The 16,216-nt window shown below is 50.3% G+C and carries 16 protein-coding genes; 5 read left to right on the forward strand and 11 right to left on the reverse strand.

Features of this window, described 5'->3' with window-relative positions:
* Positions 1–288 precede the first annotated feature (288 nt).
* Positions 289–3,012, forward strand: coding sequence for an aconitate hydratase AcnA (gene acnA / locus A7975_RS21735; RefSeq protein WP_065386523.1), 2,724 nt, complete (start codon positions 289–291; stop codon positions 3,010–3,012).
* A gap of 128 nt (positions 3,013–3,140) precedes the next feature.
* On the opposite strand, the gene A7975_RS21740 is transcribed toward acnA, so the two are convergent.
* Entirely contained in the window at positions 3,141–3,884 is a 744-nt protein-coding gene (locus tag A7975_RS21740; protein WP_053372729.1) for an IclR family transcriptional regulator, read from the reverse strand.
* Positions 3,885–4,132: 248 nt separating this feature from the next.
* On the opposite strand from A7975_RS21740, the gene A7975_RS21745 reads away from it, so the two are divergent.
* Both A7975_RS21745 and A7975_RS21750 read left to right on the forward strand, forming a co-directional pair.
* Complete coding sequence (locus A7975_RS21745) at positions 4,133–5,188, forward strand: alpha/beta hydrolase (RefSeq protein WP_065386524.1); 1,056 nt, start codon at positions 4,133–4,135, stop codon at positions 5,186–5,188.
* Between the two features lie 77 nt (positions 5,189–5,265).
* Positions 5,266–6,360, forward strand: a complete 1,095-nt coding sequence (locus tag A7975_RS21750) for a Fe-Mn family superoxide dismutase (protein WP_369688948.1) — start codon at positions 5,266–5,268, stop codon at positions 6,358–6,360.
* 60 nt (positions 6,361–6,420) lie between these two features.
* Here A7975_RS21750 and folE read toward each other — a convergent pair whose 3' ends face one another.
* The 8 genes from folE to A7975_RS21790 form a co-directional block, all read right to left on the reverse strand.
* Entirely contained in the window at positions 6,421–7,014 is a 594-nt protein-coding gene (gene folE, locus A7975_RS21755; RefSeq protein WP_053372731.1) for a GTP cyclohydrolase I FolE, read from the reverse strand.
* Between the two features lie 36 nt (positions 7,015–7,050).
* A complete protein-coding gene (locus tag A7975_RS21760) occupies positions 7,051–7,272 on the reverse strand; it encodes a YneF family protein (protein WP_053372732.1) in 222 nt (73 codons plus the stop codon).
* 129 nt (positions 7,273–7,401) lie between these two features.
* The gene (locus A7975_RS35510; protein WP_053372733.1) at positions 7,402–7,932 is read right to left on the reverse strand and encodes a methylated-DNA--[protein]-cysteine S-methyltransferase; all 531 of its coding nucleotides are present in this window, start codon (positions 7,930–7,932) and stop codon (positions 7,402–7,404) included.
* Positions 7,925–9,103, reverse strand: coding sequence for a tRNA epoxyqueuosine(34) reductase QueG (gene queG / locus A7975_RS21770; protein ID WP_065386525.1), 1,179 nt, complete (start codon positions 9,101–9,103; stop codon positions 7,925–7,927). The genes A7975_RS35510 and queG overlap by 8 nt, the downstream gene beginning before the upstream one ends.
* Before the next feature lie 3 nt (positions 9,104–9,106).
* Entirely contained in the window at positions 9,107–9,541 is a 435-nt protein-coding gene (gene rnhA, locus A7975_RS21775) for a ribonuclease HI (RefSeq protein ID WP_053372735.1), read from the reverse strand.
* 57 nt (positions 9,542–9,598) lie between these two features.
* Positions 9,599–10,192: a signal peptidase I gene (gene lepB / locus A7975_RS21780; RefSeq protein WP_063845943.1), complete on the reverse strand. Its 594-nt coding sequence runs from the start codon at positions 10,190–10,192 to the stop codon at positions 9,599–9,601.
* On the reverse strand, positions 10,189–10,746 hold the full coding sequence (locus A7975_RS21785; RefSeq protein WP_053372736.1) for a DUF402 domain-containing protein: 558 nt from the start codon (positions 10,744–10,746) through the stop codon (positions 10,189–10,191). The genes lepB and A7975_RS21785 overlap by 4 nt, the downstream gene beginning before the upstream one ends.
* A 111-nt stretch (positions 10,747–10,857) precedes the next feature.
* Positions 10,858–11,280, reverse strand: coding sequence for a GNAT family N-acetyltransferase (locus A7975_RS21790; protein WP_053372737.1), 423 nt, complete (start codon positions 11,278–11,280; stop codon positions 10,858–10,860).
* Between the two features lie 354 nt (positions 11,281–11,634).
* Between A7975_RS21790 and A7975_RS21795 the strand changes: the two genes are divergently transcribed.
* Both A7975_RS21795 and A7975_RS21800 read left to right on the forward strand, forming a co-directional pair.
* On the forward strand, positions 11,635–12,246 hold the full coding sequence (locus tag A7975_RS21795) for a superoxide dismutase (protein WP_053372738.1): 612 nt from the start codon (positions 11,635–11,637) through the stop codon (positions 12,244–12,246).
* A 715-nt stretch (positions 12,247–12,961) separates the two neighbouring features.
* Positions 12,962–13,579: a hypothetical protein gene (locus A7975_RS21800; RefSeq protein ID WP_065386526.1), complete on the forward strand. Its 618-nt coding sequence runs from the start codon at positions 12,962–12,964 to the stop codon at positions 13,577–13,579.
* Between the two features lie 80 nt (positions 13,580–13,659).
* Here A7975_RS21800 and A7975_RS21805 read toward each other — a convergent pair whose 3' ends face one another.
* Positions 13,660–14,778 carry a S1C family serine protease gene (locus A7975_RS21805; RefSeq protein WP_065386527.1) on the reverse strand — a complete coding sequence of 373 codons (1,119 nt, stop codon included), beginning with the start codon at positions 14,776–14,778 and terminating at the stop codon, positions 13,660–13,662.
* Positions 14,779–14,793: 15 nt separating this feature from the next.
* Positions 14,794–16,056, reverse strand: a complete 1,263-nt coding sequence (locus A7975_RS21810) for an FxLYD domain-containing protein (protein ID WP_141680386.1) — start codon at positions 16,054–16,056, stop codon at positions 14,794–14,796.
* Positions 16,057–16,216 lie beyond the last annotated feature (160 nt).

The raw sequence follows: 16,216 nt of genomic DNA on the forward strand, positions 1-16,216 counted from the left end.
AGCAATCCCTCCTTAACCTTGTCGTGCATGCAATGCGTAAACGGCTGCAGCCAGCCTCTGGCAGAACTAGCTGCTTTAGCCTAACGCTGATTAACTGCTTCATTATATGAAGCCAGCTTCCGTTTCATGTAACATTCATCTTCATGGATTCCACACAATTTACAGGCCCATAAGGACATAATTGGACTTTACGGAAGGACTATTTTAACGATATACTATAGATATAGCGATTTTGAAATTGTGTTTCACAGAATGAAACACGAACTACATTCAAAGAGGAGAATGACGATGTCTACACAAAATCATTATTCGGTTCGCACAACGCTGGACGCAGGTGGCAAAACATACGCTTACTACCGTCTGGGCGGACTTGAAGAGCAAGGACTAGGCGACATTTCGAAACTGCCTTTTTCCATCAAAGTATTGCTTGAGGCTGCTGTTCGTCAATTTGACGGCCGCGCCATTACGCCAGAACATGTAAAGCAGCTTGCTACATGGGCTGACGGACGCGAAGATAAAGAAATTCCTTTCATCCCTGCTCGTATCGTATTGCAGGATTTCACCGGCGTACCGGTTGTCGTTGACCTCGCGGCAATGCGCGATACCGTGAAAAAAGCTGGCGGAGACCCGAAAAAAATCAACCCGCTCGTACCGGTCGATCTCGTAATCGACCACTCGATAATGGTTGACGCATTCGGTACGCCTGAAGCGCTTGAGTACAACACGAAAGTTGAGTTTGAGCGTAACGAAGAGCGTTACCGTTTCCTTCGCTGGGCACAAACGGCGTTCGATAACTTCCGCGCGGTTCCACCGGGCACAGGTATCGTTCACCAAGTTAACCTTGAGTACTTGGCATCCGTTGCAGCTACAAAAACAATCGACGGCGAAACTGTTGTATACCCAGACTCTCTTGTAGGTACGGATTCCCACACTACAATGATCAATGGTCTTGGCGTTGTCGGCTGGGGCGTTGGCGGTATCGAGGCTGAGGCTGGTATGCTTGGTCAACCGCTATACTTCGTAATGCCTGAAGTTATCGGCTTCAAATTGACTGGCAAGCTGGCAGAAGGCTCAACAGCAACTGACCTTGCGCTTACCGTTACTCAAATTTTGCGTAAAAAAGGCGTTGTTGGTAAATTCGTCGAGTTCTTCGGCCCTGGTTTGTCTAACATCAGCCTTGCTGACCGTGCAACGGTTGCCAACATGGCACCTGAATACGGCGCAACAATCGGCTTCTTCCCTGTCGATACAGAGACGCTTAGCTACATGCGCCAAACAGGCCGTTCGGAAGATCTTATCGAGCTTGTTGGCTCGTACTATAAAGCACAAGACATGTTCCGTACTGACGAGACGCCAGATCCTGTATTCTCTGACATCGTTGAGCTTGATCTTTCCACAATCGTTCCTTCACTTGCAGGTCCGAAGCGTCCACAAGACCGCGTAGAACTTACTGCAATGAAAGAATCGTTCAACAGCATCATCCGCACGCCGATCGACAAAGGCGGATACGGATTGACTGACGATAAAATCGATCAGGTTGTAACGGTTAAGCATAATGACGGCCAAGTGAGCAAAATGGGCACTGGCGCAGTCGTAATTGCCGCAATTACAAGCTGCACGAACACTTCAAACCCAAGCGTTATGGTCGGTGCCGGCCTCGTTGCTAAAAAAGCAGTAGCACTTGGACTTAAGAAGCCTGCTTATGTAAAAAGCTCCTTGACGCCAGGTTCGCTTGTCGTAACGGAATATTTGACAAAAGCAAACCTGCTTGAGCCGCTTGAAGCGCTAGGCTTCCACGTTGCAGGTTATGGATGCGCGACATGTATCGGTAACTCCGGTCCGCTTCCAGACGAAGTAAGCAAAGCGATCGCAGACAACGATATGACGGTATCCGCCGTTCTTTCCGGTAACCGTAACTTTGAAGGCCGCGTTCACGCGCAAGTTAAAGCGAACTACCTGGCTTCACCGCCGCTAGTTATCGCTTACGCGCTTGCTGGAACAACTAACATCGATTTGACTACAGATCCAATCGGATTTACGGAAGACAACAAGCCTGTATATTTGAAAGATATCTGGCCTACGTCCCAAGAAATCAATGATGCGATGACTGCTGCGCTTAACCCGCAAATGTTCCGCGACAAATACGAGAACGTATTTACGCAAAATGAGCGTTGGAACGCGATCTCGGTTCCTAAAGGCGAAAGCTACGAGTGGGATGCAAAATCGACGTACATCCAAAACCCGCCGTTCTTCGAAAACCTTGGTCCTGACCTAACGGATATCGAAGATATTCATTCCGCAAGCGTGCTTGCGCTTATGGGCGATTCCGTAACGACTGACCACATCTCACCTGCTGGTAACATTACGGTTAACAGCCCAGGCGGCCAATACTTGATCGAAAATGGCGTTAAACGCGAAGACTTCAACTCCTACGGTTCACGCCGTGGTAACCACGAAGTTATGATGCGCGGTACGTTCGCGAACATTCGTATTCGTAACCAAGTGGCTCCAGGAACGGAAGGCGGCGTTACGACTTACCTGCCTACGGATGAAGTGATGTCGATCTACGATGCTTCGATGAAATATCAAAAAACCGGTAAAAACCTTGTCGTTCTTGCTGGTAAAGAGTACGGTACAGGAAGCTCCCGTGACTGGGCGGCAAAAGGTACTTACCTGCTTGGCGTTAAAGCTGTTATCGCGGAAAGCTTCGAGCGTATTCACCGCTCCAATCTGGTTGGTATGGGCGTATTGCCACTCCAATTCCCAGAAGGCCAAGGCTGGAAGACGCTTAACATTACGGGTCGCGAGACATTCGACATCGTTGGCTTGTCCAATGACGTTACGCCTGGTGCGCAAGTTACCGTTACGGCAACACGCGAAGACGGCACAACATTCGACTTCCCTGCAATCGTGCGCCTAGATTCGATGGTTGACGTCGATTACTACCGCAACGGCGGTATCCTTCAAACGGTACTTCGCCAAATGATCGCAAACATGAACACAACAGCTTAATTGCTGAAAAAGTACAAAAAGAGAAGAGCATTGCCGTCCTGACGGCAATGCTCTTTTTTACGTTTAAGGAACAAAAAACAGCAGACCCGAAGTATGCCTTTATGCTTCGGATCTGCCGTTTATTATTGCTATAAAATCATAGTCCCCATCCGTTTGGCGGATTCCATCATAACCGGCGCATATTCCCTCATCGTCTCCATCGTCAGCCTGCTTGCAGGGCCGGATACAGACAACGCGGCTGTCAGCTTCCCTGTCCGGTTAAATATGGGTGCGGACAAGGCTGCAGCCCCCGTCTCGCGCTCCTCGAAGCTAGTTGCATAGCCCTGCAAGCAAACCTCTTCGAGCTGCTGCTTGTAATGGTCCAGATCGATGGAGTAAAGCCATGCCGGGTCTCCAAAGATGCTTTCCTGAACAAGCGGGTCGGAATAGGCAATGAGCACCTTGCTGGACGCACCGGCATACAGCGGCAGCCTTGCGCCTACCGGCGCCACTCTGCGCACGGGCTGATTGCTCTGCACCGCTTGCATGCGAATCCTCTCGGAGCCGTCTCTTACATATATGCTAACTGTTTCACCCAGCTGGTCGCGCAGCCGCTCCATCTCTGGCAGCCATATGGTGGCTTGATCGTCTGAACGCGACAAATTGGCGGACAGCTCCCACATTTTTAAACCTAAATGATAACGGTCAGTCGAGCGGTCACGCTCGATAAAGCCCTTCTCCTCGAGTGTAGCGAGCATCCGGTGAACCGTGCTTTTGTGCAGGCCAACATGTTCGGCAATTTCCGTCATCGCCCAGTCCGTCTTCGTAGTAAAGCATAGCAATATATCAAGCGCTCGATCCACTGCTCGAACCGTCGATTTTCCATCTTCCATGCAGCCGCACCTCTTCCTCAAAAGTTTCATCCAATGAAACCGATTCTCATTCAGTATAACTCATCGCTTCCATCATCGTAAAGAAAAGATCTTTACATTACAGCAATATTACAAATGATTAACATTACCTCGACATCAATTGACAGGCTCCTAGGACCGGACTACGATTAAAGTACTAGAAAAGAAAAGCGCTTTCAGCGCTGAGCCAAAAGATCCAAGAGAGCTGCTAGCAGAGGGAGGACGACGACATGAGCACGACCATCATGACACCATTGCCACTAGAAGGCGGATTTCCGCAGAACCTTCAGCCCTTCCCTTTGGGAGATTCCGACAACCTGTTCCAGCTTCGCAAAACAAGAAGCCGCGGCAAGCACCTGCTCGTCGCCTCCATCGCTTCACTCACGGCTATGATCCTGCTTGCCGTTATTATCTTTCATGGCTATGTCGCTTGGATGCTAGCTTATCCTTTTGTCGCACCGCTATCCTCAAATCCGCAAGCGGCTATCGGCCTAAACTATGAGGATGTCGTATTCCCTAGCAAAAGCGGAGATACGACGGTCAGCGGCTGGTTTATTCCGGCGGAAGCTGATGCGAGCGAAGCTGCGCCCTCGGCGCGCACAGTCGTTTTCAGCCATGGCTATGGCGCTAATCGTGAAGAATCCTGGGTACCGATGTATGAGCTCTCGAAGCTGCTGCACGGTTTGAACTATAATATATTGTTGTTTGATTACGGCTACGCCTCGAAGGAGTACAAGGCACCGGCCACCGGCGGCCTCGAGGAGTCGCAGCAGCTGCTTGCAGCCGTAGATTACGTCAAATCCCGCGGCGCTGAGGATATCGTCGTCTGGGGCTTCTCCATGGGTGCGGGAACCGCCCTGCAAGCTGCGCTCCAGACCGATGACATCGATGCGATGATACTCGACAGCTTATTTATTCCAAGCCCAGAGGCGTTATTTGATAACCTGAATCAATTTGTCTCGCTGCCGCGCTTCTCCCTGCCGCTTATCGAGTCGATGATTCCCCTTTGGACGGGAACAAGCTTCGGTTCTATTCCGGCAAGCGAGGTTATCTCGAATGTCTATGATATACCGCTTTTCATCATTCATGGCACGAATGACGTCAAGGCGCCATTCACGACCGCTGAAGCTATTGCCGAAAGCCAAGGCAACGTTCTCTCCCGCTCATGGATCGTGCAAGATGGCAAGCATGAGCTGCTGTTTCAAGTGCATCCGAGCGAATATATTCAGAGAGCAGCCCTATTTTTAAGCCAAGTCGATCAGCAGCTGCAAGCAGAAAAAGGATAAAACAAACAAGCACGACATAAGCCCGTTTCACAACGAATACATCTAACATAGATGCACTTGTTGCGACAAAGGAGGCGATGGTCGTGCTTTTTGTTTATGGAACGCTCATGCCCGTTCGCGTGATGGAATTAGTTCGGCATTGGAAGCTGCAGGAGAAAGAGCATGCCGCCGTTATTTTACAGGCAACTCCTGAGCTGGAGAGCCAGTATGTAGAGCTTCTCGAGTCCTGGGATCCCATCTTCTCGCAAACTGCGCATTATACGAATCAATGGCTGGATGATTGGGTGCCCTACCCGACACGCTTACCCTCACATATCGAACAGACCGTTGATGCGCTTGTTGACGCTGCGCTTGAGCAATCACGAACCTATGTCGATCAGCTCGCTCAACTGACTGAGCGCATAGCCGCTGTATCGACAACTTTAAGCAAAACTGTCATTTCCCATTCGATCCGAGAATCAAACTATTACATCGGCTTAATGAGCGCCTACCGGCAAGCTGTGAATAGCCCCGGCAACAGCCGGCAGCGCGCTCCGCTCCTGCAGGTTGTGCCGATTGGCGGCCATACGCTGCCTCCCTTGCCTTATGCCTATGATGCGCTTGAGCCTTATATCGATGAGCACACGATGCAGCTCCATCACCGCATCCACCACCAGTCCTATGTGGATGGCTTGAATAACGCGGAGCTTCAGCTGCAGACAGCGCGCAATACCGGTAATTTCGATCTCGTAAAGCATTGGGAGCGCGAGCTCGCCTTTCATGGTGCCGGCCATTATTTGCACACCCTCTTCTGGTACGTCATGTCACCGTACGGCGAAGGTGAGGCGATGGGCTCGCTCAGCAATCAGCTGCGAAATGATTTCGGCAGCTTTGCAGCCTTTAAGAAGCAGTTCAGCGAAGCGGCTGCGAAGGTCGAGGGCAGCGGCTGGGCTGTTCTAGTATGGAGCCCGCGCAGCAGGCGGCTAGAAATTTTGACGGCAGAGAAGCATCAAAACCAATCACAATGGGATGTCATCCCATTGCTCCCTTTAGACGTATGGGAGCATGCGTACTATTTGAAGCATCAAAATAAACGACCCGACTACGTGCAGGACTGGTGGAACGTCGTTCATTGGTCTTACGTGAATGAAAGGTTCGAAGAGGCGAGGAAGCTCGTTTGGGTGCCGTTCTGACAAGCGCAAATCAAAAAAGCCCGTCAGGAGAGATTCCTAACGGGCTTTCTATTGCGCTATTTATTGCTTGAGCAAAGTAAGGAACTCCGAGCGAAGCGCCGCATTGCTGCGGAATTCGCCTCTTACTGCGGATGTTACCGTCTTGCTGCCCGGCTTCTTCACGCCGCGCGCGCACATGCACAGATGCTCGCCTTCCACGACGACCATCACGCCATTTGGCTGCAGCTCCTCAGCGAGAATATCCGCAATTTGCGACGTGATGCGCTCTTGCACCTGCAAGCGGCGAGTTACCGCCTCGACAAGGCGAGCTAGCTTGCTTAGCCCTGCGATTTTGCCGCTAGGGATGTAACCGATATGTGCCTTTCCGAAAAACGGCGCCATATGATGCTCGCACTGACTGTAATACACGATGTCCTTTACGATGACGAGCTCCTCGTGCTGCTCATCAAATGTGACGCCAAGTACCTCGCGCGGATCAACCTCATAACCAGCAAAAATTTCCTCATACATCCGAGTTACGCGAGCGGGCGTTTCCAGCAAGCCTTCACGCTCCACATTTTCGCCAACCAGCTTCAAAATTTCTCTTATATGATGTTCAATCTGCTCCCGGTTGCTCGTCACATTCGAATTGACGTAATCTTTCCTTCCCGCCATTTCTGTACACTCCTTCCGGTCCTCGCACGCTTCTATTTATCTGCGAGGCATTTTTTGATTTTTCATCATGTGCTGTGCTTTTTGCATTTGCTGCTTATTCAAGTTGTAGCCCATTTGCTTAGCCATCTTCTGAATCATTTCCGGATCGTTTTGCATCTTCTCAAGCTGCTTCCGCAGATAGAATACGCCTACAAAAAAGCCCCCTACAGCTCCTGCAATTAAAGTTACAATCGGCACTACAATATTAACCCAAGACATACGTTCCACCCGACCCTTTCTAAATCTCCTGCTGTGTATAATGTTCCCATGATAGCATGTTCACCTTGTGTTCGCAATGAACAACATAACGCTAATTGCAACCATTTTGAAACAGCTAATCGGCTTGTATTAGGCTCTGGTCTCAAGATCAAGCAGCGCTATCTTAATCGGCAGCCCTCCGCCATAACCGACCAGTTGCCCGCTTGCCCCAATTACGCGATGGCAAGGCACAATGATCGATACCGGATTGCGATTATTCGCGCCGCCAACGGCACGCATCGCGCCCGGCTGTCCCAGCATCACCGCAATGTCTTTGTATGTGCACGTCTCGCCATAAGGGATTTGCTGCAAGGCTGCCCATACCTTCTGCTGAAAAGGCGTACCATACATCTCAATAGGCAGATCAAACTGCTGCAATTGCCCGGCAAAATAAAGCTTCAGCTGCTTCTCCGCTTCCATCAGCAGCGGATGCGACGATGCATCCACCAGCGTAATGTCAGCGGCATGCGGCCCTAAGTGGCGTACCGCCCACGGTTGAAGCCTATCCAAGGCAGCCTCATAGGAGGAAAAATCCAAATGGCAAATGCCTTTGTCCGTTGCCGTCAATGTCATCACCCCGATAGGTGAATCCAACTCGGCTGCGTATAGCCGCTCAGTCATTCGCGACACCTGCTTCCGTCTTCTTCTCGGCCTCTTTGTTGATTTGATCAAGCGCATTCGCTATCGCTTGCTGCGCTTCCTCATCGCTTTCTTTGCCTGAAGCTGCGAGCAAAGCCGCCTCCGCCTGCTCACCGCCAATTCGGGCGAGCGACCAAGCGGCCGTACCGCGCAGCACGGGGCGCGGATCTTGCTCCAGCACGCGAATCAAATCGGGCACCGCGCTTGCGTCTTTAAAGTTGCCCAGCGCGATCACCGCATTGCGCTGGATCGGCTTCTTGCCGCGCCATGCCGAAGAGGTGCTTCCGTATCTGGCTTGAAATTCTTTGTTTCCTATTGTAAGCAAAGGAATTAGCAGCGGCTTTGCAAGCTCGTTGTCGGGCTGCAGCTCCGGCTGGTGCGTCCAGTTTTTACCCCGGTTTATCGGACAGACGGTTTGGCAAGTATCGCAGCCATACAGCCGATTTCCGATTTTGCGCATGAATTCGTCGGATACCATACCCTTTGTTTGCGTCACGAAGGAGATGCACCTGCTGGAATTTAATTGGCCTGGTCCAACTAGAGCGTCCGTCGGGCATGCGTCAATGCATTTTGTGCAGGAGCCGCAGTTTTCCGTAATCGGCTCATCCGGCGCGAACGGTATATTCGTAATCATCTCGCCCAGATAAATCCATGAGCCAAGCTCAGGTGATATAATTGCGCAGTTTTTTGCACTAAAGCCAATTCCCGCACGCTCTGCGACCGCGCGATCGGACAAGGCACCCGTATCAACCATGCTCTCTACGCGAAGGTCCGGCACCCGCTCCCTCAGCCAAGCCTCCAGCTTCGCAAGCCGGTCCCGCAGCACTTTATGATAGTCGTCTCCCCATGCCGAGCGAGCCATAATGCCCCGCCTTGCTCCCGGCTCCGACTTGGGAGGATTCTTCAGCTTGGAGGGATAGGCGATTGCAATCGCTATAATAGACTGCGGATTGTCAAAAAGCAGCGCGGGATCCGTTCGCTTCTCAATATCAGGCTCCTCAAAGCCGGATTCTCTTCCCAGCTCGCGATGCCGAATCAAAATTTGTTTTAATGAAACGAAAGGATCAGCGGACGCGATTCCTATTTTGTCGATGCCTAGGCTTGGAGCAGCCTCCACCATTTCTTCCTTCAACTTTGCCCATCTATCATTCATGAGCTACAACCGTTTAATCGCTGCGCGAGCGAGCTCGTCACAGCGATTATTCCATTCGTTGTCGCTATGGCCTTTTACCTTTACGTATTCTACTTTATGCCTCTGCATAAGCTCCCAAAGCGCTTTCCAAAGCTCTTGGTTCTCAACAGGCTCCTTCTTGCTGTTCTTCCATCCGTTGCGCAGCCAGCCTTTGATCCAGCCCTTCTGGAAGCAATTCACGACATACGCCGAATCGCTATACACCTTCACCTGACAGGGCTCCTTCAGCAGCTTCAAACCCTCGATCACCGCCTGAATCTCCATGCGGTTATTCGTCGAATGTTTCTCGCCGCCCGAAATCTCCTTCTGATGAACGCCAAAAAACAGCACCGCTCCCCAGCCGCCCGGACCCGGGTTGCCGGAGCATGCTCCGTCTGTGTAGATGGTAACGTCCTTCATTGTCGATCCCTCCTTAAAGGTTTGCGGATGCAAACCTACTTCGTAAGCGTATACCTGCTATAATCCTCTTATTTCTTTATATGGCCATAAAATATAATCGGCTCTGCCCCGAATCAGCTCTTCCGGCACTGCATGAAACGTCCTGCTGTCTAGGCTAGCTCTAGCATGGCGATTATCTCCCATGACAAAATAATGCCCTTCGCCGATAACTTCTGGCCCATAGCTCATATCTTCGATTAAAGAATCCGTGTATGGCTCGTCCACCAGCTCGCCGTTGCGATATAAACGCTCATTGTGAACCTCGATACGGTCACCGGGAACGCCTACTACCCTTTTCACGAGATACTTCTCTTCTTTTGCGCCTGTATTCGGCTCCTTCAAAATAACGACGTCCCCGACCTTCGGCTTGCCGACCAAAAAAACGATTTTATTAACAAAGAGCCACTCATGGGCCGTTAATGTCGGTTCCATCGAATGCCCCTCGACTTTGGAGAGATTGAATACAAAAAAATGCAGTAGCATCACGACTGCAAAAGCAAAAACTAATGTTTTCGTCCAATCCAGCAGCTCTGCCAGCCATGAAGAACCGTTGCTAGCTGCGATATCGGCATCGTTCTCCCGCGCCTCATGATCCTGATTGATCCGGCTCATTGCTCCACCTCATCCATTCGTCTGCGCCATTCCTCATAATAAAGAGTCACGCGTTGGTCTTGAAAAGGGGGCTGTCCGAGGTCGATGCGTCGCAGAAGAGCTTCAAGCCCCTCCTGCACCTTATCGTCGACCATTTTCGGATAGTGGTAAGCCGCTTTATGCATCTCGTATTCATCTTGGTCGACAACGAACCTTCCGCCGTCTACCGTACGGATAACATCCAAATCATAGTCGATATAAGTGAGCACATCCCCCTGCAAATAAGGCGGCGAGGCGATGTTGCAATAATAGCGGACGCCCCCCTCCTCGAGCAAAGCGACGATGTTATACCATTGCCCAGGTATAAAAAAGGAGACTGCAGGAACGCGGCTGATCCACACTTTGCCATCAGACTCTTGAATCGGCGTTTGGCGGTTTATGAGTACGAACATAGACTCCGCCTTATGCTCATCAGCGCGCAGCTCATCCGGAACGAGCCAATTCTGCTGCCATGTACGGTGAATGTGACCGTTATGCTTGAAGCTTTTGATGACACAGTGCCGATATGGTTCCATCCCGTTCTCCTTGTTTAAGTGTATAGTAATAAGAAAAGCATATCTCACCGCCAAAAGCAATGGCGATGCAGATATGCCCTGCGTACAATCTAACATGCAGTAAAGTTCGCGTTAACCCGCAACAATGCTCAGTTTCTGAAAAGATCTGATAAAATCGTTGGCTACGTAGCCCATTGACTCATACAGCGGCAGAACCGGTTCATTATGCTCGTCCGCGGTTATTAGTATCTTTGTGACATGGCGCTGTTCGAAACGCTGGCGCAATGCCTGGATAAGCGTTCTACCGATTCCTTTCCTTTGGTGGAGAGGAGAGACGGCAATTCGATAATAATAACCTTTGTTATTATCAATCGTACCGATAATCATGCCCACAATTTCGGAATTTTCGACAGCGACTAGAACTAAATCACTATCCCATGACAACTGGCGGGCAAAAGCCTCCATCGTTTGTTCGTAGCACTCTTCTGATAGAACATCTTCGAGTAGTGCTGTAATTGATCGGTAATCGGACAACTGGAAGGAACGAACATTCATTTAAATTACACCTTCTATACCATGTCATAGTACTGCATTTAGAATATATTACGACAAATTTTAACGAAATCCTGCTTGTATCTTTAATATTCCTTAAAAAAATTAAACAAATCATCGATTATCTCCTGAAAACGCTTAATATTAAGCGCTTTCATCAATTTAATCGTTTTTTTTGTAAACTGATACGGTTCTATGTGACTATTTCGAATAATTTGCTCGGCTCTGTGTTACCCTATTGCAGGTATGTTTGCCGCCCCTCCCTCTTCCGACTTTTGAAACAATAATGTTGATTTATTCAATCGGATAAGGGATAATGGACTTGGATAACTACATATAATTAGGAGGCTGTAAAAAATGGCACATCAACTACCTGCATTGCCGTACGCGCACAACGCACTTGAGCCGCATATCGATGCGACTACAATGGAAATTCACCACGGCCGTCACCATAACGCATACGTGACTAACCTTAACGCTGCTTTGGAGTCCGCTCCAGAATTGCAAAGCAAATCAATCGAAGACTTGATCTCCGATCTTGCTAGCGTTCCTGAAGCAATCCGCACGGCTGTTCGCAACAACGGCGGCGGACATGCTAACCACAGCTTGTTCTGGGAAACAATCGGACCAAACGCTGGCGGAGCACCAACTGGCGCTCTTGCAGCAGCAATCGAAAGCGAGCTTGGCGGCTTTGATACGTTCAAAGCAGACTTCGCTAAAGCAGCTACAACTCGTTTCGGCAGCGGCTGGGCATTCCTAGCAGTAGCTAACGGCAAATTGAAAGTATACAGCTTGCCGAACCAAGACAGCCCGATCATGGAAGGCGAAACGCCAATCCTTGGTCTTGATGTTTGGGAGCACGCTTACTACCTGAACTACCAAAACAAACGTCCTGACTACATCGCGGCGTTCTGGAACGTAGTTAACTGGGATGAAGTTAGCAAACGTTACGATGCAGCTGTAAAATAATATTGTTTTTCCAGTGAGGCGCTGCCTCATGCGAAACGAGCCCTAGAAGCGATTCTAGCGGCTCGTTTTTTTGTGTCCGGTAAAAGTAGCAGTTGACCTCGCAATGAATGCTAATGAGCAGCACACTCTGCCTATGGGCGGTAGATGCTGCTTGGAGCGGCAGATGCTGCGGCAGTTGCAAGATTAACGGGAAAAACTCCCGCTAATTGAAGCGATATCAGCCGAAAATTAGCTTTAGCAGGAAAATCTCCCGTTAATTTTTAACTTTTGGCCCGATTGGAGTGGAAAGCGCGCCGATTCAGGACATTTTCCAGTTAAATGATGAAACTGCCGTTCACGGCGGGAAATTAGATGGAGCTTTTCCTGTTAATTCTGTTTAGCAGCAATGGTGGGTAAGCTCGCAAGGGTAGTTGCTTCATATAAGACTATATTAGGCTCCCTTAGCGTATGCGAGGACCAGTTAAAGTAGTGTGTTTGGCGTTTGGCGTTTGGCGTTGGCGAAAACATGATACTCGGGTGACACCCATTGCGTCTAGCGAGCCATAGAAGCGATTCTATAGGCTTGTTTTCTTTTGCTTATTGTTCTGATCAGATAGAATGGCGTTTTTCAGCATCACTAACTGTCAAAACTCCCGAACACCGCATAGGCGTTTGCCGCATACGATACAGAAGGATAAATGCCTATACTGTTACGTGAAGGAGACTGAGTGCTTGCATGAACTATACTTATGCTAACGGGCAACAACCTCTCGCAGCTCCGCGACAATCAGCTCGAGCCGGCAGCCGCGGCTGCGGCTGCGGCGGAACGCGCATGATTATGCCGACGCCTTCGCAAGGCGGCTTCGGACCGGGTGGTCCGGGCGGCTTCCCGCCGGGGCCGGGGCCTTTCCCGCCGGGGCCGGGGCCTTTCCCGCCGGGACCTTTCCCGTTCCCGATTCCATTTCCGGTGCCGTTCCCGTTCAATCCCGGGCCGCACGCGTCGGTAACGGTCGTCATCAACGGAGGAAGAGCGTTCCCGAACGTTACGCAGGCTTACCGGGTGCCATTCCGTCCGGGCTTGTCAATTTACCAAGCGCTAGCTGAAACCGGCGTCGTCCGTTTTAATTTTAACGGGCAGATCGTATCGGTTAGCGGCATTCCGATCAGCGGCAATATTAGCTACCGCCTGCTATTGAATGGCCGCATTATTCCTGCGACACTGCTTAGCTTCCCTGTTCAGCGCAATGATTCTATCGCTTTGGAGCTCGTTTACAACGGGCTGCTGCGCGAGGAAGATAACGAAGCTGAATGGCCCGACCAGAGCGATGAATCCATCCCGTCAGAAGAGATCTAAAACAAATTTTCCAACAAGCAAAGAGCTAGAGAAAACAGTCTCCCCCGGACGGTTTTTTCTAGCTCTTTCTCTATAGCCCCTTATTTGATCGCTTTCCCTTTGCCGCTCAGAAGCTTCAGTTGATCGTTTTCGTAGCCTACCTCGTACGTCACCTGATATTTGCTAAGCACATTTTTGCCGTTAACCCGCTCGTCAACCGAAATGATCGCGATGACCGTCGCCTTATCGTTTCTGCTGTTATTCACGTGCATATTATCGATTACGACGTTTAGGGTCCCGAGATAACCTTCCCTGAACTTCTCGTAGCTGGTGCCTTCTTTCCAGTTGCCGCCAAGCAGCGAGTACGCATACACGTAATCCGCATTGTTCAAGCTGTCATAGAAATGCGTGACGAGATAGCCAGCAAACTCATCTATCGAAGCACTATCCTTCAAATCATCCTGCTCCTCGGGCTGCTCTACCTCAGGAAGCTCCGTCATCGGCTCCTTGGACCAGCCCTCCGCAATCTCGATTACATTCGATATCGGAATGCTGAAGCCGATCGAACCCTGCTCATAGCCCGCCGAGTTAATGCCAAGCACCGCCCCCGTCTTCTGGTCAACGAGGGGCCCACCGCTGTTGCCTGGCGCAATCGGCGCCGAGATTTGGTATAAATCCGAGTACAAATACGGCTCGATCTCAAAGCTTCTGCCAAGGCCGCTTATAATGCCGGTCGTAACCGTATTTTGAAAACCTAGCGGACTGCCTACAGCGAGCACCTCATCGCCAACCTCCGCTTTCTCATCGCGCACGACCTGCAGCGGCTCCGTCCCGGCCAAATCGGTTACGCGTACGACGGCAATATCGGTCTCCGTACTAATGCCGATAACCTCGCCATCCAGCTCGCGGGCATCCGCGGTTTTAATTTTCACCTTATGGGAGCCAGCCACGACATGGGCATTCGTGATCAGATCACCCTCCAAATTATAAAGAAAACCGGAGCCTTGATCGCCATCCTCCGTCTCGATCATCACGACCAGCTTCTGCGTCTCGAAAATAATGTCCTTAAGCGTCTTTGTCTTTTTCTCTCCCGCAACTGCAAGCAGCGGCTTGCCTGTAAGCTGACTAGGCACTTTGGAATGAATGCCCCAAACCGCAGCCATGCCGCCGCATAAAATCAGGGTTGACGCGATGGCGCTGATCCATGCTCGTTTACTCATCTCATCGCCCCCCTTTTAATCCAAATACCAAGTCGCATGATCAACGACTACGGTCGTATTTTCAACATGTACACCATCCAAGGTGCTCGTAAAGCTCAATTTCCCGCCCGGATCCACATAATCCGGCGATGCTACAGCCGTGCCTTTGCCTACTTCTTTGCCAGCGGCATCATGCACGATGAACTGCACAGAAATCGAATAAATTGGGCGCGTTGCGGCATTTTTCAGCTCCCCTGTTATCGTTAGATTGCCAGCCTCATCGAGCTTCGAATCGATTTTCACAACCTCGACGGCTGCCGTTTGGTTTTTCAAATCCTCTGCCGCCGCTTGCTGCATGGCATGCTCCAGACGCTGCTGCTCGGTTTTCTCGTAATCGGTTTGAGCTTTATTAATTTTCTTCTCAAGCGCTGCCAATTGCTCATTGCCGCTTGCGATCTCAAGTCCTTTGGACGTTATCTCTAACGCTTCCGAGTAATTTTTGGTTTTCAGAAGAGCTTCCGCATCCTTTAAGCTAATCGCTACGATTTTCGCCAAAATCTGTTCCCGCAGCGCCGATGCTTCGTCGCCTTCTAAGTGATTCGCAACCTTAAGCTTAGCTTCAAGCTCATCTACCGTATTCAAATCCGACAGCTCATCCGTCAGCTTCATCAGCTCGAGCTGCGCCCTGCAACCGCGTAGCTGATCCTTCACCTTGGCATAGATCGGCTCCGTATGGCCTCTCAGCTCATTTTTAAGCTGATCGAGCGTCTCCTCTGCTTCCGTAAGGCTCTGCTCCTCGAGCTGCTTGCCAGCGGCTGCTGCTGATTGAGACAGCTGGATGACATGATCTACAACCTCGGCATCCTTCTGCACCGCTGCAAAGCCCGGACGAGCCATGCTTGCTTCCTTAAGAAGCGCTGCCGCTTCCGCATATTTTCCTGCAAGCGCCTGCGCTTTGGCCTCGGTTTGCAGTTTGAGTACTTTATCATTGATCCCCGATTGATAGATATAGTAGCTAAATACCGAACCCGCCGTAATAAGCGCAAGGATAATCGGCATCAACCACGTCCTCACTGAGCGTTTTGCACTCCTTCTCCGCACAATGCTAGGCACGCTCGGTTGCAAAGCTAATTCTCTCTCATAATTAGTCTCTATAGCAACGGCTGTCTCCGATAAGACGACAGTTTGGTTATCAATAGCAGCCGTAGTCGTTTCCTCGTCCATAGCGAGCAGTCTTCCGCACTGACTGCAATAGACCGCATCGTCAGTCCGCTTTTTTCCGCAATGATAGCAATACACTTCCGTTCAACTCCCAGCCCATGATTCTCTCTATTTACATCTATCTATTCTATATGAATTAGTAGGTAATCTCCATTTAATTTAGTGGAAAATTTAGTTAGGCAAATAAAGACAGCTTCCCGTGGTCAGAGACCAGAGAAGCTGCCTTTATTAAGATTGT

It is taken from the genome of Bacillus sp. FJAT-26390, from assembly GCF_001682865.1.
Taxonomy (GTDB): domain Bacteria; phylum Bacillota; class Bacilli; order Paenibacillales; family Paenibacillaceae; genus Pristimantibacillus.

What these genes read in the sequence shown, in the direction of transcription:
- acnA (WP_065386523.1), top strand. Translation starts at nt 289, where the DNA reads ATGTCTACACAAAATCATTATTCGGTTCGCACAACGCTGGACGCAGGT.
- A7975_RS21740 (WP_053372729.1), bottom strand. Translation starts at nt 3,884, where the DNA reads ATGGAAGATGGAAAATCGACGGTTCGAGCAGTGGATCGAGCGCTTGAT.
- A7975_RS21745 (WP_065386524.1), top strand. Translation starts at nt 4,133, where the DNA reads ATGAGCACGACCATCATGACACCATTGCCACTAGAAGGCGGATTTCCG.
- A7975_RS21750 (WP_369688948.1), top strand. Translation starts at nt 5,266, where the DNA reads ATGGTCGTGCTTTTTGTTTATGGAACGCTCATGCCCGTTCGCGTGATG.
- folE (WP_053372731.1), bottom strand. Translation starts at nt 7,014, where the DNA reads ATGGCGGGAAGGAAAGATTACGTCAATTCGAATGTGACGAGCAACCGG.
- A7975_RS21760 (WP_053372732.1), bottom strand. Translation starts at nt 7,272, where the DNA reads ATGTCTTGGGTTAATATTGTAGTGCCGATTGTAACTTTAATTGCAGGA.
- A7975_RS35510 (WP_053372733.1), bottom strand. Translation starts at nt 7,932, where the DNA reads ATGACTGAGCGGCTATACGCAGCCGAGTTGGATTCACCTATCGGGGTG.
- queG (WP_065386525.1), bottom strand. Translation starts at nt 9,103, where the DNA reads ATGAATGATAGATGGGCAAAGTTGAAGGAAGAAATGGTGGAGGCTGCT.
- rnhA (WP_053372735.1), bottom strand. Translation starts at nt 9,541, where the DNA reads ATGAAGGACGTTACCATCTACACAGACGGAGCATGCTCCGGCAACCCG.
- lepB (WP_063845943.1), bottom strand. Translation starts at nt 10,192, where the DNA reads ATGAGCCGGATCAATCAGGATCATGAGGCGCGGGAGAACGATGCCGAT.
- A7975_RS21785 (WP_053372736.1), bottom strand. Translation starts at nt 10,746, where the DNA reads ATGGAACCATATCGGCACTGTGTCATCAAAAGCTTCAAGCATAACGGT.
- A7975_RS21790 (WP_053372737.1), bottom strand. Translation starts at nt 11,280, where the DNA reads ATGAATGTTCGTTCCTTCCAGTTGTCCGATTACCGATCAATTACAGCA.
- A7975_RS21795 (WP_053372738.1), top strand. Translation starts at nt 11,635, where the DNA reads ATGGCACATCAACTACCTGCATTGCCGTACGCGCACAACGCACTTGAG.
- A7975_RS21800 (WP_065386526.1), top strand. Translation starts at nt 12,962, where the DNA reads ATGAACTATACTTATGCTAACGGGCAACAACCTCTCGCAGCTCCGCGA.
- A7975_RS21805 (WP_065386527.1), bottom strand. Translation starts at nt 14,778, where the DNA reads ATGAGTAAACGAGCATGGATCAGCGCCATCGCGTCAACCCTGATTTTA.